Annotated in this window: 16 protein-coding genes and 1 pseudogene; 8 read left to right on the top strand and 9 right to left on the bottom strand. The window is 62.3% G+C overall.

Annotated elements, in window-relative coordinates; genetic code table 11:
* Positions 1 to 510: pseudogene (locus H7E91_RS10580) on the top strand (serine/threonine protein kinase); the annotation flags it as partial.
* Between the two features lie 132 nt (positions 511 to 642).
* Positions 643 to 1710 carry a DMT family transporter gene (locus tag H7E91_RS10575; protein ID WP_182355069.1) on the top strand — a complete coding sequence of 356 codons (1068 nt, stop codon included), beginning with the start codon at positions 643 to 645 and terminating at the stop codon, positions 1708 to 1710.
* Positions 1711 to 1836: 126 nt separating this feature from the next.
* On the opposite strand, the gene H7E91_RS10570 is transcribed toward H7E91_RS10575, so the two are convergent.
* The 4 genes from H7E91_RS10570 to arc are packed head-to-tail and all read right to left on the bottom strand — an operon-like array spanning position 1837 to position 6606.
* Positions 1837 to 3228, bottom strand: a complete 1392-nt coding sequence (locus H7E91_RS10570; RefSeq protein ID WP_182355068.1) for a proteasome accessory factor PafA2 family protein — start codon at positions 3226 to 3228, stop codon at positions 1837 to 1839.
* Positions 3225 to 3407 carry a ubiquitin-like protein Pup gene (locus H7E91_RS10565; RefSeq protein ID WP_182355067.1) on the bottom strand — a complete coding sequence of 61 codons (183 nt, stop codon included), beginning with the start codon at positions 3405 to 3407 and terminating at the stop codon, positions 3225 to 3227. The genes H7E91_RS10570 and H7E91_RS10565 overlap by 4 nt, the downstream gene beginning before the upstream one ends.
* 2 nt (positions 3408 to 3409) lie before the next feature.
* Positions 3410 to 5002, bottom strand: coding sequence for a depupylase/deamidase Dop (gene dop / locus H7E91_RS10560; RefSeq protein WP_182355066.1), 1593 nt, complete (start codon positions 5000 to 5002; stop codon positions 3410 to 3412).
* A complete protein-coding gene (gene arc / locus H7E91_RS10555) occupies positions 4999 to 6606 on the bottom strand; it encodes a proteasome ATPase (protein ID WP_182355065.1) in 1608 nt (535 codons plus the stop codon). Before arc ends, dop begins: the two co-directional genes overlap by 4 nt.
* Before the next feature lie 169 nt (positions 6607 to 6775).
* Here arc and H7E91_RS10550 point away from each other — a divergent pair, with 169 nt between their 5' ends.
* Positions 6776 to 7357, top strand: a complete 582-nt coding sequence (locus H7E91_RS10550; RefSeq protein ID WP_182355064.1) for a TetR/AcrR family transcriptional regulator — start codon at positions 6776 to 6778, stop codon at positions 7355 to 7357.
* Between the two features lie 111 nt (positions 7358 to 7468).
* On the opposite strand, the gene H7E91_RS10545 is transcribed toward H7E91_RS10550, so the two are convergent.
* Positions 7469 to 8119 carry an SDR family oxidoreductase gene (locus H7E91_RS10545; RefSeq protein ID WP_182355063.1) on the bottom strand — a complete coding sequence of 217 codons (651 nt, stop codon included), beginning with the start codon at positions 8117 to 8119 and terminating at the stop codon, positions 7469 to 7471.
* 189 nt (positions 8120 to 8308) lie between these two features.
* Between H7E91_RS10545 and H7E91_RS10540 the strand changes: the two genes are divergently transcribed.
* Entirely contained in the window at positions 8309 to 9484 is a 1176-nt protein-coding gene (locus H7E91_RS10540) for a glycosyltransferase (protein ID WP_182355062.1), read from the top strand.
* Positions 9481 to 10227, top strand: coding sequence for a PIG-L family deacetylase (locus H7E91_RS10535; protein ID WP_182355061.1), 747 nt, complete (start codon positions 9481 to 9483; stop codon positions 10225 to 10227). The genes H7E91_RS10540 and H7E91_RS10535 overlap by 4 nt, the downstream gene beginning before the upstream one ends.
* A gap of 52 nt (positions 10228 to 10279) precedes the next feature.
* Here the strand turns inward: H7E91_RS10535 and brnQ are convergent, their stop codons facing one another.
* The 3 genes from brnQ to H7E91_RS10520 all read right to left on the bottom strand — a co-directional run bounded on the left by brnQ (position 10280) and on the right by H7E91_RS10520 (position 13117).
* Positions 10280 to 11656, bottom strand: a complete 1377-nt coding sequence (gene brnQ / locus H7E91_RS10530; protein WP_182355060.1) for a branched-chain amino acid transport system II carrier protein — start codon at positions 11654 to 11656, stop codon at positions 10280 to 10282.
* Between the two features lie 92 nt (positions 11657 to 11748).
* Positions 11749 to 12843 (bottom strand): cytochrome P450, encoded by a 1095-nt coding sequence (locus H7E91_RS10525; RefSeq protein WP_182355059.1) that lies wholly within the window; start codon positions 12841 to 12843, stop codon positions 11749 to 11751.
* 19 nt (positions 12844 to 12862) lie between these two features.
* Complete coding sequence (locus H7E91_RS10520) at positions 12863 to 13117, bottom strand: DUF2249 domain-containing protein (RefSeq protein ID WP_182355058.1); 255 nt, start codon at positions 13115 to 13117, stop codon at positions 12863 to 12865.
* A gap of 256 nt (positions 13118 to 13373) precedes the next feature.
* On the opposite strand from H7E91_RS10520, the gene H7E91_RS10515 reads away from it, so the two are divergent.
* From H7E91_RS10515 to H7E91_RS10505, 3 genes are all read left to right on the top strand, one after another.
* Positions 13374 to 13802 carry a VOC family protein gene (locus H7E91_RS10515; RefSeq protein WP_182355057.1) on the top strand — a complete coding sequence of 143 codons (429 nt, stop codon included), beginning with the start codon at positions 13374 to 13376 and terminating at the stop codon, positions 13800 to 13802.
* Between the two features lie 77 nt (positions 13803 to 13879).
* Positions 13880 to 15418 carry a succinic semialdehyde dehydrogenase gene (locus tag H7E91_RS10510; protein ID WP_182355056.1) on the top strand — a complete coding sequence of 513 codons (1539 nt, stop codon included), beginning with the start codon at positions 13880 to 13882 and terminating at the stop codon, positions 15416 to 15418.
* A 1-nt stretch (position 15419) separates the two neighbouring features.
* Positions 15420 to 16259 carry an SDR family oxidoreductase gene (locus tag H7E91_RS10505; protein WP_182355055.1) on the top strand — a complete coding sequence of 280 codons (840 nt, stop codon included), beginning with the start codon at positions 15420 to 15422 and terminating at the stop codon, positions 16257 to 16259.
* A gap of 18 nt (positions 16260 to 16277) precedes the next feature.
* Here H7E91_RS10505 and H7E91_RS10500 read toward each other — a convergent pair whose 3' ends face one another.
* Positions 16278 to 18215 (bottom strand): phospholipid carrier-dependent glycosyltransferase, encoded by a 1938-nt coding sequence (locus H7E91_RS10500; protein WP_182355054.1) that lies wholly within the window; start codon positions 18213 to 18215, stop codon positions 16278 to 16280.
* Positions 18216 to 18248: the final 33 nt, after the last annotated feature.

Raw genomic sequence — 18248 nt, 5'->3', positions numbered from 1 at the left:
TTCATCCAGCATGGTTTGACGACCAACCGCAAGGCGATGGAGTGGTTCAAGCGCTACTACCCCGAGCACCGCATCCACGCGGTGAACTTCCCCGGTGACCCGTACCCGATCCACATCGATGCGACGTTCGTGCCGCTTCGTCCGGGTCTGATCATCAACAACCCTGAGCGTCGTCTGCCTGAAGAGCAGCGCAAGATCTTCGAAGCCAATGATTGGCAGATCGTTGATGCGGCTCAGCCGGCTCACGACGAGCCGCCGCCGCTGTGCTACTCCTCGGTGTGGCTGTCGATGAACTGTCTTGTTCTTGATCACAAGAACGTCATCGTTGAGGCCTCCGAGGTTAACCAGCTTGAGCAGATGGAAAAGCTTGGCATGAACCCGATTCCGGTTGATTTCCGCGATGCCTACGCGTTCGGTGGCGGTCTGCACTGTGCGACTGCTGACGTGTACCGCGAGGGCACCATGGAAGACTACTTCCCCAACCAGGTCGAAGACCCAACACTTATCTGATGACAGGCTGAGGCGGGCGTAATTCCCCCTCACCACCGGCCGGGACCTGAACCTTGTGGGGCGAGGTCCCGGCCGAACACTATAACCAGCCGAACGTACAACGATGTCGTCGGCCACAAGCAAGGACTTGACATGGAAACTTCAGAAACCCTCCCGGCGACCGACGTTAAGCCCAACAAAAAGCTCGGATTCACGGCAATCTTCATTTCGGCGACGGCCATGGGCCTTGTCGGCACCTTCGGTCGCCTCGCTACCCCATTGGACGCCAACGGCGACCGATACATCACAGGCGACTTCCTCGCGCTGGGACGTATGACGGTCGGCGCTATCGGCATGTTCCTCATCGTTCTCGCAGTGAAGAAGCTCCCCGAGCTGCGCAAGACGAAGATCTCCTTCGCAGTCGTTGCCGGCGGGCTCTGCATCGGCGCAAGCCTTGCCTTCTACGTGTCGGCCACTCTCATGACGACCATTGCGAACGCAGTCTTCCTCATTTACACCGGTCCGCTGTTCTCGGCCATTCTCGCCGCGATCTTCCTCAAAGAGAAGATCAACCTCACGCACGGAGTCTTCCTCGGACTCGTGTTCGTCGGCATGATCATGACAGTCGGTCTCGTCACCTACACCGCTGACACCGGCCTCACGTTCGGTCTCGACCTGGCAGCGAACCCCGAGCTCCCGAACAAGGCGATGGGCGACCTCTTCGGTCTCGCATCCGGACTGTTCTACGGCCTTGCCCTCTTCTTCTATCGCTTCCGCCCGGACATCTCGTCCGAGGTGCGCGGCTTCTACAACTTTGCCTTCGCCATCATCGGCTCGCTCGCCGTCATGATCTACCGCATGACCGCTATCGATCCCACCAACCCCATCGAAGTGATGGAAGCTAATCACTGGGCGTGGGCGATCGGAATGTTCCTCATTTGTGGCCTTCTTGCCATTGGGTTGCTTCCGATGGCTGGCAAGAACTTGCTTGCCGTCGAACTGTCGACCGTTGCGTACTGGGAGTGCGTTGTCGCGCTCGTCCTCGGCGTCGTAGTCTGGAACGAATCCATGACGCTGATTGGTGCGGTTGGCGGCCTGCTCATCATCATCGGCGGCATCGGCCCGATCCTCTCGGGATTGTTCCGGAAGCGGGACCCAGAACCAGAAGCGGCGCTACCACCGCATTCCAATGTTGCCCCGGAGCTCCACGTCGAGCACTGACGGCGATACACGGTAGTACCGAGCGCTCAATGAGACAATGATGCCCGGAAATGCATGCAACGATATTGACTCGAAGTGAGTGAAGCCCGGGGAGTAGTTCCCCGGCTTCACTCATGTGTCGGTCACTTACCCGAGCGGCCCCAGGCCAGCCTTGAGACGGGCAAGCGCACTGCGATTCTGCGGCGGCAGGGCCCTCATCGTCCTAATGAGCTCATCGACGCGGGGATCTTCGGACGCATGTGCATCCATGAGGTCAATTTGTGGGTGGGGCGGGGAGTCGAGCCGAACGTGCGTCCAGGAGACCGAGGTCGACAGCTCGAGACGCTCTGCCTCGGCGACGAAACGCCCGCGGACAGCAGCACGAGTGTCGGCCGGGGGAGTATCGCATGCTGTGCCGACCTCCTCGTCGGTAACGAGGCTGGCCATGTTGCCGGATTGCCGCAACCGCTCGGCAAGACCTCGAGACCGGTCAATATCGTGGTACGCGAGATCGATGCGGGCGATGACGGGAGAGGAGAGTGGCACACCGTACCGGGCAGCCGCCTGGTTGAGAAGCTCTCGTTTGCACAGCCAGTCGATCGAGCGAGACGCGCTCTCACTAGACGTCAGGTTATCGAGCAGGGATCGGATGTCGGCGAGGTCGGATACGCCCTCGCAACGTGTGAGTACCTCCCCCTGCATCTCAAGAGCCGTCATCGTCACGCCGCTCGTCAGCCTCACCTGGGCTTCCGGCCCGAGCCGTGACGTGTCGTGCAGGGCTGTGATGGGGTCTTCGAGTTCGAGATCGGCCAGTGATCCACCCTGTTCGAGGAAATCGAGGACCGCAGCGGTAAGCCGCACCTTCAGTTCCGTTGCGGTGTCGGCAATATTCGAGTCGCCGTACGTCACCTGCAGCCTGCCAAACCTGCGCGGATCAGCGTGGGCTTCTTCACGGGTGACGATAAGGGGACGGCTCTTTGTAGGGTCCGGCGACATGATCGAGTGGATGTGGAACGCCCTCCGCGAGAGGACGTGCTCACCATCTTTCACTCCGCCGACGCCCGTGAGGATTGGGCGCGTGCACAGGAAGGAGATGAATCCGGGGTCGAGCTCGTCGATTGTCGCACGTGTCACCTGGTAGTTCTCGTGACAGCCGAAAGTCGCGTCCGCAGAATCCGTGTTTGTTTTGAAGATGTGGAGGCGGATGTTCTGCTCTTTGAGCCGCTCATTTGCCGCTGTCATAAGATCGCGCAGGATCTTCTCGCCGGCGCGATCCTGAAGGACGACCTCCCGTGCGCTCACGCACTCAGCTGTTGCGTACTCGGGGTGGGAACCGAGATCGACGTAGAGGCGGCCACCATTCGAAAGGTAGCGACTGGTCGATCGGCTGTGGGCCCGCGTGCCGCGAAACAGCTCGGTGATGGACTGCGCGGGGGTGAGCGGTGCGGGTGTCTCACCAGCAACAGGTTCGATCCGATCAGAGATGATCGCGTATTCAGTTTCGAGGCCGAGGATGCGGGGAGGCTGGCTCCCTGTCACTGACCGCCCTCCTGGACGAACCCTCGAACGAACTCAACGACGTTCTCTTCGAGGATGTCGTCGATCTCGTCGAGGACCGAGCTGAAGTCCTGGCCAGCGGCGGACGGAGGCAGCGGCGGGGGAGAGTCAATATCGGGTACGTCGCCGCCTCGGCTCTTGAAGCTTTGATTCTCAGTCATGATCATCGGCCTTTCGTGTACACATCGGGTTCGGCGAGGATATTCTGTCCCGTGCCTTCAACGAGGGTGAGAATATCCTCCACGGTCGCGCATTCGTCGAGACTACCGTCCAGGTGTGCGTGGCAGCCTGCCACAGGGCTCGTCATCGGGATTCGGATAAGCCGCCCGCCATCAAGCTCGACAACAATGGAATGCCATGAGGCTGAATAGACCTGGTCCGGGAAGCGGCGAATGAGCTCGCCTCGGAACCAGGCTCGTGTTCCGGCAGGCGGAGCGAACTCAGCCTCTTTGATCCACTCCTCAGCCTCGAGCGTTTCGAAGATCCCGTTCTCCATGAGCCGCTCCGGCATCGACTTGCCAGCCCGGATATCGCTCCACTGCAAATCCATGGCCACAATCTCTGGTGAGTCCCACAGGAGCCCATCACGCTTCCGACGTGCTTCGAGCAGGGCGAGCTTCGTTGCCCATTCCACATCGCCGACAGTCTTGCGCCAGTTGTCCGACAGCAGGCCGATCGTGTCTCGCCACCTGTCGAGGATGTCGATAGTTTCCACGTCGGGACGGATGCCGTTCATCTGCCGCTCGACCAAAGTCTGTGCGGTGTGTTCGTAAATGCTCTGGATCTCGAGCGCAGTCAGGCGCCTGCCGTCCTCGAGTTCGAGCGTTTCCTTCAGCGTGAGGTCGCGCGATACGGTCCGCACGGCCGCGACAGGGTCCTTGAGGCGAAGGCTTCGCCACTCCTGCGGCAGACCGGATGTTTCCAGCACCCATAGGAGCACGGACGTCATACCGAGCTTGAGAAGAGTGTTTGAGGGCACGCAGTTCGCGTCGCCGGTGATGACGTGGAGCCGCCTGTGAAGGTGCGGCTCGGCGTGCGGCTCGTCTCTCGTATTAACAATCGGGCGGTCATACGTGGTGTGAGGCCCAACAACCGTCTCGATGTAGTCCGCTCGCTGCGAGATCTGGAAGCCAGCCTCCTCCGACGCGGGACCAATACCGACCCTTCCCGCGCCCACAAGGACGGGCCGGGTGACAAGGAACGGCACGAGTGCCTCGACAATGTCGGTAAACGGCACCGACCGGTTCGTCAGGTAGTTTTCGTGGCAGCCGTACGCGGCGCCCTTGCCATCAACGTTGTTCTTGTAGACGATCGGGCTTGCCCCGGTTTCCTCCTGCAACCTATCCATGGCGCGGCGCATGATGAGCTCGCCCGCCCGATCGTAGATGACTGCCTGACGAGGTCCAAGACATTCGGGGGAGGCGTACTCAGGGTGGCCGTGGTCGACATAGAGCCGCGCTCCGTTGTGCAACACTTTGGTCGTGCCACGTTGCCACGAGCGTTCCTGCGCTGTGAGGCTAGCGACCTGGCGGACCCTGTTCCTATCGGCCATCTGTTCTGGGTCAATGTCGGGATGGCGAGTGTCGAGCATCGGTATCTCACCCGACAAGTCCCACGCGACATCATCGACAAAACCCATGTCCCCGACCGCGCGGCTGTAGGCGGCGATGAGATCGAGTGAGGCCTGTTCAGAGGATTTCGTGGGATCGACGATGCCATATTCGGTTTCGATCCCCATGACTCGTCGGACTGTCATTTTTTCCTCAGGAGGTGTACGCGCGTGATGCGCTGGCCGCGGCGGCCGATGAGACGCTCCCAATCTTCCAGCGTCCCCGACGAGTGGAGACTGGCATTCTCGCTTATCTCGTCCTCAACGGCGGCCGTCGCGTGCTGGCGGGAGATGCCGCCCCGCAGGCCAGCTAGCTGGTCTTTGATTGACAGCTTTTTCGCACGGTCGACGATATTGGCGAGCATGGCGCCGGATGCGAAGTCGTGGGCGTAGAGGATCTCGGTGTCGCCCGAGTCAAAGGTGACCTCGACTTGGGCGGCGTCCTCGTCTCGGACGTAGAGACGGTCGACGATCGTTCGGATGAGAGAGTCGACGGCACCCGCTGCTGATCCTGCGCGCTCCACCTCGCCGCGATCGAGCGGAAGGTCAGGCACGAGATATTTCGCGAGGATGTCGGCCGCCGCCTCTTTATCCGGTCGGGAGATCCGAATCTTCACATCGAGTCGACCGGGCCGGACGATCGCCGGATCGATCATGTCCTCCCTGTTTGTTGCGCCGATGACGATGACGTTGTCAAGTTCTTCGACTCCATCGATCTCAGCGAGTAGCTGGGGAACGATCGTCGTCTCAACATCGGATGAGCGGCCTGTGCCGCGCGTGCGGAACAGTGAATCCATCTCGTCGAAAAAGACGATGACCGGCATCCCGCCCTTCGCACGCTGACGGGCTCGGGAGAAGATTCTGCGGATCTGCCGCTCGGTCTCGCCGACATATTTTGTTAGGAGCTCGGGGCCCTTGACGGAAATGAAGAAGGATCGGGCCTCAATGTCGCCCGTCTTCGCCGCAGCTGTCCGTGCGAGCGAGGTCGCGACTGCTTTTGCGATAAGAGTCTTTCCGCATCCGGGAGGCCCGTAGAGGAGGATCCCCTTCGGGGCGCGCAGGCGGTGGGCGCGATAGTGATCGGGGAAAAGGAACGGAACTTCGATCGAGTCGCGAATGGAGGCGATCTCGTGCGTGAGCCCGCCGACATCCTCGTAGTCGACATCCGGCACCTCTTCGAGCATGAGCTCTTCGGTGTCTTCACGCTCGACTCGCTCGTACGCGAAGCCACCGCGGACGTCCGCGCGAACGATGTCGCCGGGCCGGACCTTGGGCTTGCCGGCGGCACTGATGAGACTCTCCGCGAGCCTTAGCACCTTCTCATCTTCATCTCGCACGCGAACCGTAATCCGCGCATCGTCGAGGAAGTCAGTCACCATGACAAGATCGCCGACGTCATCGAAGCTCTCGCTCGAAATGACGCACATGTGCTCGTTGAGCACGATCTCTCGGCCGGGATGGAGGCACGCGAGTGGGACGGTCTCGGCCACGGAGCAACGAAGCTTGCGGCCGGAAACGATGACATCAACCGTGCGTTCCGTCCTGTGGACCGTGGCGATGACACCGAATGTGTTGGGGGTCGAGGTTAGTTGCCGCACCTGGTCGTGCACGGTCGCGAGCTCTTGCCGCGCGGCACGAAGGGCCGAGGCAAGCCGGTCGTTATTGCGCGCCAGTGTCTGATAATCGGCCGAGAGCTCGTGGGTGTCGGCCAAGCTATTGTTGCCTTGTGAGCGAGTGGAGAGATCTTCCATGTGTCGTCCTTGACTCCATCCTGATTTCTAGCACGATAGTACCATTCTTGTGCTACCGTTGACCTGGGACTTTAGGGAACTGGTGGGAAGATGCGCATGCGTATCCGGTCTGCTGGAGTGCCGTAGCCGTTTCGGCTGCATATTCACGGAGCAACTAAAGTAGGACGACATGACGACGCCAAGTCTGACGAAAGGTGAGCAGCGACAGCAGGATCTCGTGCTTGCGGCGGCAGAGATCCTCCGTGACGAGGGTCCCGGAGCCGTTTCCCACCGCAAGGTAGCGGCGCGAGCTTCTGCATCGCTGTCCGCGACAACATACTACTTCACGGGCCTGGACGACCTTCTTGGTCAGGCCGCTGCCCTCAACTTCGGACGATGGATTGGTCGCGCGGAGCGTGTGGCAGCCGAGTTCGAAAAGCACGAGCCGCCGACGAGTATGGGCGATGCGGTCGAAGTCGTGCTCAAGGCGTGTTTGCCTTCCGACGCCCCGCTCGAGAACCACTACCTGCAGCTCGCAGCCGCGGCCGAGTACCCGGCTGTGCGAAGCGTGTACGACAAGAACCGGCCTGCCCTCGACGCGGCAATCGAATCGGTCCTTGCCTGGCTGGGTTCGAGACTGTCTGGGCGGCTTGTCCTTGCTATCGTCGACGGTGCGGCTGTCGAGGCGCTGTCCGAGGGCAGGGATATCAGACAGACCGCGCGCGTTCTCGTCACCGAGCTCTTTGTCAGCATGGGTGAGTTCAGCTCATAACCGGCCCAGCGGACCCGTTCCCCGCCATTGCGAAACGGGCCCACGACCATGGTGCCGAACCCTGGCTGTGATGTCCACCTCACAAGGTGCGGCTGTCAGACCGTTACATCCCTAGGCAAAGACGTCTTCGATCGGCGTATCCCCGTCGACGAACCCGATCGTCCGCCCGTTTGAGGCCGGCGATTTCAATGCGGCGGCAATGGCGTGAGCGACATTGCCGCGTGATGTGTCGGTTGACGTCGTCTGCTCGCCCTGCTCAACCGCTGTAATCTTCCCCGTGGGTTCGTCGAGTGTGAGCCGGCCCGGGCCGAGAATCGTGTAATCGAGGCCTGAACCGCGCAGGTACTCATCGGCCTTGGCCTTCGCCTCGGCGTACGTGTAGAAGGGGTCGGACTCGGGCACGCCGTGGTCAAGGCGTGAGCCGAGGTAGGAGACCATGACATAGCGGGAGACACCGGCGTCCTTCGCGGCGTCCATTGACCACTTTGCGGCTTCGAGGTCAACTGCGCGTGTCCGGGCAGGGCTACCTCCGCCGGCACCAGCGGCCCAGATGATCGCGTCGTGCCCGCTAAACGCCCCAGCCAGGTCGTCGCGCGCTGCGGTCTCAACGTCGAGGACAACTGGCGTTGCCCCGGTCTCCGTGACGTCGTCGCTGTGGTCGGGATTGCGGATGATGGAGGTGACGTCATGGCCGCCACCTGCGAGGATCGTTGAGGTTAGAAGAGCAACCTTGCCGTGCCCGCCGATGATGAGGTATTTCATGAATGTCCTTTCCTAGCGTGACGTCCACCATATGGCGCGGTTGCGCTGAGGGGGAGAGATTCACCGGTCGGCGAAGGGCGCCATGCGTGTGCGAGATTCCTGGGGCGCTTTGGCCCCGGAACATGCGCGAACGTTATATTAGTTGTCATTGCTGGCCGCCTCCGGCTGGCTAAGTCAAAGGGAGGCTGAATGCCCGTTCTGCGCATCGCGCTCACTGTTCTCCACACGTCCCCGGTCCTGCAACCGGGAATGGGGGAGGCGGGCGGGCTCAACGTCTACCTGCTCAACACCGCTCAGCACCTTGCCGCGGAGGGCCACGACGTCACTCTCATTACACGCAGGGACAGCCCTGAGCTTCCCGATGCTGTGGAGCTGGCCCCCAACCTCCGGCTCGTTTATCTCTCAGCCGGTCCCGAACATCCCCTCGCCAAGGCCGACTCCGAACAGCTCATCGAGCCGTTCACAGCGGCTCTCGATGACTGGTGGGAACCGGTCGATGTCATCCACTCCCACCACTGGTTCGCGGGTGCTGCCGCTATCCCGGTCGCCCAAGAGAGAGGCGTCCCCCACGTCCAGAGCTACCACTCGGTCGCGGCGCCGGTGGGCGAAGATTGGGGTGCGGGCGAGCAGCCCGAGTCCCCGGGCAGGCCAGCTGGGGAACGGTTCATCGCTAACGAATCGGATCGCATCGTCGCCGTGAGCCGTTTTGAAGCGGACACAATCATTGCCCGCTACGGAGCCGATCCCGAGCGTTTTTCGATCGTCCATCCGGCAGTCGACTCAGAAACGTTCCGTCCCACCGGAGTCGACCCGGAGCCCTATCTCGTCTTTGCCGCCCGGCTCCAGCCGCTCAAAGGTGTCGACTTGGCGATCCGGGCGCTCGCGGAGATCCACGAAGCGAAACGGCCGCGGCTCGTCATCGCTGGTGAGCCAGCATCAGACTTTCCCGGATATACACAGCAGGTGCGTGCGCTCGGGGAGGAACTTGGCCTTGAGGAGTTCATCGAATACCGGGGTTCGATGGGCAGGGACGAGCTTGCACGGCTCCTCAGCGGGGCCCAGGTGTTGCTCAACCCGAGCCACTCCGAAACGTATGGAATCATCAACGTTGAGGCGGCCGCCTGCGGCACCCCCGTCATTGCCTCCCGCGTCGGCGGGATGGTCGACTCCGTCCTCGACGGTGACAGCGGTTACCTCATCCCGTCCCGCGATCCTCGTCAATGGGCGGCCGCGATCGAGAGGATTCTCGACGATCCAGGGTTACGCGAGCGACTCAGCCGGTCCGCGAGACAGTTCGCGCTCAGCCGAGGCTGGCGAGAAGCAGCCCGGGAACTCGTCGATGTCTACCGAGGAGAAGTGGAATGAATCTGCCCGACCTTCTGGGTGAGCGCGCACTGTTTGTCCATGCTCACCCCGACGACGAGACGCTATCGACGGGCGCCCTTATCGCAGCATGCAGTCACAGCGGTATCGACACTGTTGTTGTGACATGTACGCGCGGTGAGCGCGGAGAGGCAGTGACCGGGGTCGTTCCGGCTGACATCAGCGCGCAAGAACTCACCGAGTTCCGCGAGCGGGAGCTCGAGCGCGCTGTTGGCGTCCTTGGCGTGACGCAGCATCATTGGCTCGGCCAGGCTCCTGCGCGAGCAGGACACCTGGAGGATCGGCGGTACACAGATTCTGGAATGGTGTGGTTGGAGGAGGGCGTGGCTGGGCCTGCTGACCACGAGGATCCCACGATGTTGACTTCCGCCTCCGTCGACGAGGCTGCCGCTGACCTTTCCGCCCTTATCCGTACCGTCCATCCAACGTCCGTCATTTCCTATGATCATGCGGGCACGTACGGTCATCCAGACCATGTGCACACGCACCTCATCGCGGCCCGCGCGGCCCGTGATGAGGGAGTGCCATTCGTCGAGATCGCATCCGATCCCCACGACCCGGCCTTCGAGAGGATCGAGTTACACGCCTACCTTGACGTGGTCCTTGAGGCCCTGTCGAAGTACCGCAGCCAGCTGACAGTCTTCCCCGACTACATCGAGCACGTGGGCGGTCAACGTCAAGATTTCAGCACCGGCGTCGCACTGAGACGCGGCGCCGCAGGGTAGTGACGAACAGTCCTAGACTGTGCCGAGCCGGGCGGCTCTTCGCAGATCACGACTATTCGTAAATGAGGATCGGGAGTTCGTTCCCACCTGTGACGGGCCGGAGCCTGCCCTGGGATAGATCGAGAATGGCCCCGATGAGGGCGGCGACGAGGGCGGGAACCACCCACCCCATATTGACCGAGCCGGCGGGAAGCACATCGAGCCAATCCCGTAGCCCGTCAAATGCCGAGATCTTTGTCGCCCACAGGGCCTCTGGTATCGCAACGACAGCGGCGGTCCAGGCAGAGAGGCGGTACGTCCAGTGAAGCATGCCTGGGGTTACGACATCGATCAAGGCGATTGCGATGATGCAAATTGCGATGGGGTAGAGCAGTTGGTTGACGGGCGTGACGATCTCGAGGATCGTCTCCAACCCGAGGTTGGCAAGGCTGAGAGCGACAAGGCTCTGGATGAGGACGAGCATGGGATGCGTGAGTTTGGGAAACAGCTTGCGGAAGTACTGCGATGATGCGCCGATGAGGCCGATGGCGGTCGTGAGGCAGGCGAGGATCGCGACCGCAGAGAACACTGCCTGACCGACCGGGCCGAGTGCCTTGGACGCGGCATAGGCCAGCCCAGCGGCGCCGTCGTCGAGGCCCTGGCCTGCAACCCGCGTGCCGACCGCTGCGAGTCCGAGGTAGACAATCGTCAGCCCGATGCCGGCCACTCCGGCAGCCAAGGTAGACCCCCAGATGAGCTTGCGCCGCGTGGTGAAGCCGGAGCGTGCGAGGGCGGAAAGGATGACGCCTGAGAAGACGAGAGACGCGATCGCGTCCATCGTGTAATAGCCCTGCAGAAGCCCTGCCGGGAGCGGATCATTCGCATAGTCCGGCGAGGGTTGCACACTCACGCTCTCCATCGTCACAAGCGCCGTGACAATGAGGATAGCGAGGACGATGAGGAGCGCTGGTGTGAGATACGTGCCGAGCCGGTCGACGAGCCTGCCAGGGTTGAGGGCGACGACGCCGACTGCGGTGAAGAAGATGACCGTATAAATGAAAAGGTCGAGCTGGCTCGTCTCGCCACCTGCGCTACCGGTGAGGATAGGCACCGCCGCCATCTCGAAGCTGACCGTCGCCACGCGGGGTATCGCATAGAGCATGCCGGTCGAGAGGAAGATCGCGACCGTGAAGACAAGGCTCGGATAACGCCCGATGCGGGAGGCGATCCCGTCGTGCTCACCTCGCCGCTGTGTCGATGATGCAACCATGCCGAGCGCGGGCAGCGCGACGCCGGTGAGGAGGAATCCGATGATGACGGGGTTAACGTTCTCTCCCGCGGTCATGCCAATCATTGCCGGGAAGATGAGGTTTCCGGCGCCGAAATACATCGCAAAGAGCGCGAGTCCGGTGATGAGGATCGCGGCTGGTGTGGACTGTCTCCGTGGCATCATGCCCTCCGTTGGTCGAGGTGATAGTACCCCGTGCTGGTGCGGGCAGGATGGGCCGCCACAGTGAGAGACACTCCCCAGGGGAACGACGGTTAGCGGACGCGCGTCACCGGAACGGCCGCGTACCCGCCCGCCGGGGATTCTTCGCGCGTGGCATGTCCAACAAGCGTGAGTTCGCCGCCGCGCAGGAGCGCGACGAGGGCCGCCCGCAGCTCGAGAGTCGACAGGGTCCGGCCAGGACACACGTGCGGGCCAGCGCCATAGACGAGGTTCCGGGCCGCGTTGCCTTCCGGGTTGTAGGCATCCGGGTCGCCAAAGGCGCGGGGATCTCGGTTGGCGGCGGTCCACTGAATGTGGAGGAGGGCGCCAGCGGGAATGTCCTGGCCGGCAATGGTGACGTCCCTCGTCGTCCTGCGGCGATTCGCGAGGAACGGATCATCGATGCGGAGGATCTCGTCGAGTGCCATGTCCAGCGCTCTCGTATCGCCCGTTTCATCGCACCTGCGCAATTCCTCGGCGATCGAGTGGTGAGTTGCGAGGAAGTGGGCGACGATGCCGATTGAGTATGTGATCGAGCCAAGATCGCCCGATGTCCAGTTGCGCAGAATCGACACGACTTCGGCGTGGGTAAGCGGGCGCTCACCGTCGGCCTCCTCGACTGTGTCGTTGACGAGCGCGGCAGTCGCCTCGCCCGGCTGGTCGGCGATGATTCGGCGGATGATCGAGTCGAATTGCTCGGCAACGGCTGCCGTGCGGGAGTAGTCGCCAGACCGGGTTGCGGCCTGGTTGTCGGCGATCCACGCCAGGAGCTCATCTTCGTAGCCAGCATCCCAGCCGAGCCATCGGCTCTGACAGCGCACGGCGACGAGGCTGCCGAAGACGTTCGCATCGAAACTGTCTCCCATTGACCCGTAGACGTCGAGAGCGATATGCTCGAAGTCGGGATAGAGGGGGACGATGATGTCGTCGGAAAGGTGCCGGTCGATGACGGCGCGGAACCGGCGGTGCTCGTCGCCATCCATGCCGTTTGGCACACTGAGGTGGCGGGAGACGCGGGAGGAGAAAACGTGCGGGTCTTCGGCAACGCGACGAGCCTCGTCGTTGCCCCATACCGACCACGAGCCGTTGTCGTGGGAGACGGGGCAGCGAGCGAGGCTGCGGTCGCCAAGAGTTCTGGCGTCAGTCATTGAGACGAGCTGTTCCCCTTCAGCCTTCTCGGCAGATTCGGACAACCCATTCGGACGGACCGTCCTGGACAACCTCATATCCAAATGCGCCGTCGAGGTCCTTCATCTCACCCAGTAGCGGTGTCGGCATATGAGGAGCCTTGAGGAGGATTGTGCCGTTGACGGGCAGCGCGGAGAGCGCGCCAAGGATCGCGGGGTGACGCACCGCGTGCGGGATCGACGTGGCATCGAGGGTTTCCTCGAGAAGGTTGGTGTGGTTGCACTGGCAGGCCATAATCATGCTCCTGGTGGATCGTTAAGGACCCCCATAAATTATCACGAGAAAAGCAAGTAATAATAAAGTGTGATGATTGTTGAGTGACGCGAAACGCGTGAGCCCCGCGCGCTGAGAACTTTCGCCGCCGTGTGGGAAGTGCAGGCGTCCGTGAGTCAACCGCACGGCCTCGATCCACCGAGCACGCCGTCTTGATCCGCGCGGCACGTACGGTTCCGGACTATCGCGAGGGCTCACTTGGCGCTAGCGTGAGATCATGGTGGTACAGGTGACATTCGACGCGAAGAACCCGAGGCGGCTGGCCGACTTCTGGGCATTTCTGCTGCACTATCGCAGAGACGATCCGCCAGAGGGATTTACAACGTGGGAAGAGTTCGCTGACTTCCACGGCATTCCTGAGGATGAGAGGGACAATCAGGACGCGATCGTCCCCATCGACGGCAATGGTCCGCGCCTCTACTTTCAGAAGGTCCCGGAGCCAAAGACGGCGAAGAACCGCGTCCACCTCGACGTCCCGGTCGCACCGACAATGACGGGCGAACCCTTCATGTCCGTCCTCGAGGCCCGTGCGGACGAGCTCGAGTCATACGGAGCGACGCGGCTCAAGCGTTTCGAACCGTCGGGGATCAACCGCGGCTGGATTGTCATGGCCGATCCGGAGGGGAACGAGTTCTGCCTCGTCTAGTGTGAGCTGGGTCGCCCGAATTGGAGCGCCGCCTCCAGTCGCGACGTACAGTGGTGGGAGCCTAAAGGAGACTCACCGTGACTCAATTCGATGACGCAATCGTCAGGTTGCTCGGAAGCGCCGACAGCTGGATCACAACCGCCGCGCACCGTGAACGCGCCGAGGTTGTCTCGCCCTTGGATGGCAGATCCGTCACGACCTATCCCGTCTGTGAGCCCGACGATGTCACGCTTGCCGTCACTCGTGCCAGGCGTGCGCAAACCTCGTGGCAAAAGACTTCTTCACAAGACCGAGCCGCCGTGCTTTCCCGGCTCTCCCAGCTCGTCTGGGACTGGGAAAAGGAGCTCCTTGACCTCATCCAGGGAGAAAACGGCAAAGTCCGCTCCCACGCGTTCGAGGAGATCAGCGACGTCGCCATGACGGCATCGCACTACGCGAAGCGGGCGCCTGCGCTACTCAAGCCGACTCGTGTGCCGGGCCCATTGCCGCTACTGTCACGGGCAACAGTCCACCACCATCCGCTCGGTGTCGTCGCAGTCATCTCCCCGTGGAACTACCCGTTCACGCTCGCACTCTCAGACGCTCTTGCCGCGCTCGCGGCTGGCAATGCTGTCGTTGTTAAGCCGGATTCGAACACTGTCCTCAGCGCTTTGGCGGCGAAAGTTCTTGTCGAGAAGGCTGGCCTGCCGGCCGATCTGTTCCACGTTGTCGCTGGCCGCGGCTCGGTCCTCGGCCCGCCACTCATCAAGAATTGCGACTACCTCATGTTCACGGGCTCGACCGCAACAGGTCGGAAACTCGCAGTCCAGGCGGGCGAGGAACTCGTTGGCTTCTCCGCGGAGCTCGGCGGCAAGAACGCTCTCCTTGTCCTTCATGATGCGCCGATTCGCAGGGCGGTCAAGGGGGCGGTCAAGGCCGTCATCTCCAACGCTGGCCAGCTCTGCATTTCCACCGAACGAATCTACGTGGAGGACGCGGTGTGGGATACGTTCGTCCCGCGTTTCGTGCGGGCGATGAAGAAGGTCAGGGTCGGCGCGGACTACGCGTGGTCAACCGACATGGGCCCCCTCATCTCCGCCGACCAGCTGACGACCGTCTCCGAACATGTGGAAGATGCGAAGGCGAAGGGAGCGACCGTGCTCGCCGGTGGTGAGCCACTGCCGCACATTGCCCCGCACGCCTATGCGCCGACGGTGCTGACCGATGTCACGGATGACATGGTTGTTGCGCGTAGTGAGACGTTCGGCCCGGTTGTCTCCCTCTACCGGGTTGCAGATACCGAGGAGGCTATCGCCCGGGCGAACGACAGCGAGTACGGCCTTAACGCGTCGATCTGGACGAACCCGGTTCGTGGCCAGTCAGTGGGTGCGAGGATCGAGGCAGGCACCGTCAGCATTAACGACGCCTACGTCGTCGCTTGGGCGTCAATGCATGCTCCCATGGGTGGGATGAAGGCATCCGGTATCGGGCGCAGGCATGGGGATACGGGTTTGCTGAAATACACGGAGCCGCAGACGGTGGCGACCTCCCTCGTTCACCCGATCCAGGTGCCGCCGCTTATCGGCGAACGCGGCTGGTCAAGGATCATGAGAACGTTCGTCAAAGCGTGGAGATGAGATGCGGTCACCGATAGCAGGAGCAAGTGTTCTCATTACCGGGGCAGCGTCCGGGATCGGCAAGGAGCTGGCGCTCAGCGCCGCGCACCGCGGCGCCACTCAGGTCATCATCTGGGATATTGACGCCGAGGCCGCGCACGCCGTCGTGCGTGAGATCCAGTCCTTTGGCGGCAGTGCAACCGCTTACCGGGTCGACCTTGCAGACCCCGCTCACGTTGCAGCGGCCGGTGAGGAGACTATTGCGGCCTACGGCAGGGTGGACATTCTTATCAATAGCGCCGGCATTGTCACAGGCAAAGAGTTCCTCGATCTCACAGAGGAGGACATCACCAGGACGTTCAATCTCAACGTCTTTGCCCTGTACCGGGTGACGAAGGTCTTCTTGCCCGGCATGATCGCGCGTGGGAAGGGCTCAATCACCGCGATCACATCCGCTGCCGGACTCATTGGGGTGGCGCGGCAGACCGACTATTCCGCCTCGAAGTTCGCCGCAACAGGGTTCATCGAGTCTCTGCGAGCCGAGCTACGCCACCGGGGTACCCCGCTCCACACCCTCAATGTCCAGCCGTTCTACGTCAACACCGGCATGTTCGACGGGGTCAACACACGTATCCCACTGCTCCTGCCGATCCTCGATGTCGATGATGTTGCGGCAAAGATTCTCGACGCGATTGAGTCCGGTCGCCAATCCCTCGTCCTGCCGAGGTTCGCGGCGTTGATTAAGGTAGCGAAGATTCTGCCGGTCCCCGTCCTTGATCGCGTGCTCGATCTGTTCGGTATCAATGCAACGATGGACCACTTCAGGGGACGGGCCGCGAGCCGGCCCGCGCCGGAGGACTGACCCGGCACTCGCCCCTGGTTAGGACCAACCGGGGAGCCAGATATGGAGCCGCCAGAAATCGTAGGGGATCGTCATACCGGTCCACAGCGGCCACCAGAGGATGGCGAAAGCGATGACGAACCCGACGGTGACGGTCAAGACGACGAAGGATCGCTTCGAAGGGTGGGAGAGCTCCCACCCGAGCGCTTCGCCGGCCTCCATCGCGTCCACGGCCCGTTCAATGGGGCCCTCCGTGGCGGAATCCTCCACTGTCTCGGACCCCTTGCCATCCACATCGTCATTCTCGATCGTCGATGTCGTCATGACAGACAACATTGCATCGTCCGCCGAGGCTGCGCTTTGAGCGGGGGAGGCGGTGCCGTGTTCGGGCCGCTCACGGTCCGGCCTCATCGCGAGTGTCCAATCCTCGGATCCGCGCTTCTTCTTCTCCCGCTCCGCCGCCCTCCGTTGAGCGAGGAGGTTCGCTGGTGTAAGAGTGTCCGTTACCCAGGCGAGGCCGAACACGAGTGCGAGGACGACGAAGGGCAGGAAAGCGACCGAATAGAACTGGTAGATGGTGCGGCCGATGTAGCCGTACCACGGTAGGTACGTTGCCCCATATCCAGCGAGGATCGCCCAGGCCCGCCAGTCCCTCCTGACAGCCGCGTACCACAGGACGACGAGGAGGCCGGCCGCTGCCAGCCACCAGACGGCCGGGTTGCCGATGGAGGAAATAGCCTGGACACAGCGCTCCGCGCCGCAGTCTTGGACGAGCTTCTCCTCCGGCGGCCAATAGAAGTTGACTGGGCGCAGCTGGAGTAGCCAATCCCAGGGCTGGGACATGTACGTGTGCTCCGAGTCGAGGCCCGTGTGAAAATCCCACATCTGGCGGTGATACGAGATGAATTCGGCGATCGTGTCGCCGAACTGGTCGAACGGTACTTCGTCGCCAGCAGCCCTTCTCGTATCTGCCCAGCCCCTTCGGTAGCCCCGAGGGTCGAGGAACCACGAGAGCCAGGCAAGAAGATAGGTGGGGATGGCGATGGGAACGAGATTGAGGAAAGCCGGTGCGCCGCCGGTGACGACTCCGGAGGTGAACCAGCGCTTCACGCCGAGAGTCTTCTTCGCAGCGGTGTCCCAGGCGAAAACGAGGATCCCGAAGACGGCAAGCGCGTAGATGGCAGACCATTTCACCCCGCATCCGAGCCCAATGAGGGCCCCGGCGGCGATGAGCCACGGGCGGAAAAGAATAGTGGGACCGAGAGTGCTGAGCGGACGCCCGCTCTCATCGACAGGCCCATGTGCCACGCGCCGCGCCAACCGACGCCGAGTCCAATCCCGATCGTGTAGGACAGCCCAAAATCCGGCGAGGACGAAAGCCGCGAGGAGGGAGTCGAGGATTCCGGTGCGAGACAAGACGATGCCGACGCCATCGAGGGCCATGAACACGCCAGCCGCGGCGGCGAGCGGGACGGAGCGGAACAAGAGGAGGGCGATGCGGGTGATGAGGATGACGGAGATGATGCCAGCAAGCGCAGTCGCGAACCGCCACCCGAAACCGTTGTCGGTGCCGAAGAGTGCCTGACCAAAGCCGATGAGCCACTTGCCGAGCGGCGGATGGACGACATAGTCGCCAACAGTATCGGCGGCAGCATCCGAGCCCTGGACGAACATTTCGTCGGCATCTGACCCGACCCAGTCCCGCTCATACCCGTACGTGATGAGGGAATAGCCACCCTTGACGTAGTACGTCTCGTCGAACACCATCTGGTGCGGGTGGGTCAGGCCCGTCAATCGGGTGATCGCCGCGAGGATGGCGGCCAGAGCAGTCGCGAGCCAGCCCCACAGTCGGATCTGGGCGGGCAGAGTCGAAACCAGACCAAGCCTGCCGCGCAACTCGAGCTCCCACGCAGCCGTTTCCCGCTCGCTGAGCTGCCGGCCGTGTTTGGCCGCCGCAGTGATGTTCTGGTCCGTCACATGACGAGTGTACGGGCGGGGATGACGGGGCGG

The organism is Flaviflexus huanghaiensis, from assembly GCF_014118685.1.
Taxonomy (GTDB): domain Bacteria; phylum Actinomycetota; class Actinomycetes; order Actinomycetales; family Actinomycetaceae; genus Flaviflexus; species Flaviflexus huanghaiensis.
This window is presented reverse-complemented; position numbering and strand designations above follow the sequence as displayed.

Coding starts and splice junctions, on each gene's coding strand:
- H7E91_RS10575 (WP_182355069.1), top strand. CDS start 643: ATGGAAACTTCAGAAACCCTCCCGGCGACCGACGTTAAGCCCAACAAA.
- H7E91_RS10565 (WP_182355067.1), bottom strand. CDS start 3,407: ATGACTGAGAATCAAAGCTTCAAGAGCCGAGGCGGCGACGTACCCGAT.
- dop (WP_182355066.1), bottom strand. CDS start 5,002: ATGACAGTCCGACGAGTCATGGGGATCGAAACCGAATATGGCATCGTC.
- arc (WP_182355065.1), bottom strand. CDS start 6,606: ATGGAAGATCTCTCCACTCGCTCACAAGGCAACAATAGCTTGGCCGAC.
- H7E91_RS10550 (WP_182355064.1), top strand. CDS start 6,776: ATGACGACGCCAAGTCTGACGAAAGGTGAGCAGCGACAGCAGGATCTC.
- H7E91_RS10545 (WP_182355063.1), bottom strand. CDS start 8,119: ATGAAATACCTCATCATCGGCGGGCACGGCAAGGTTGCTCTTCTAACC.
- H7E91_RS10540 (WP_182355062.1), top strand. CDS start 8,309: ATGCCCGTTCTGCGCATCGCGCTCACTGTTCTCCACACGTCCCCGGTC.
- H7E91_RS10535 (WP_182355061.1), top strand. CDS start 9,481: ATGAATCTGCCCGACCTTCTGGGTGAGCGCGCACTGTTTGTCCATGCT.
- brnQ (WP_182355060.1), bottom strand. CDS start 11,656: ATGCCACGGAGACAGTCCACACCAGCCGCGATCCTCATCACCGGACTC.
- H7E91_RS10525 (WP_182355059.1), bottom strand. CDS start 12,843: ATGACTGACGCCAGAACTCTTGGCGACCGCAGCCTCGCTCGCTGCCCC.
- H7E91_RS10520 (WP_182355058.1), bottom strand. CDS start 13,117: ATGGCCTGCCAGTGCAACCACACCAACCTTCTCGAGGAAACCCTCGAT.
- H7E91_RS10515 (WP_182355057.1), top strand. CDS start 13,374: ATGGTGGTACAGGTGACATTCGACGCGAAGAACCCGAGGCGGCTGGCC.
- H7E91_RS10505 (WP_182355055.1), top strand. CDS start 15,420: ATGCGGTCACCGATAGCAGGAGCAAGTGTTCTCATTACCGGGGCAGCG.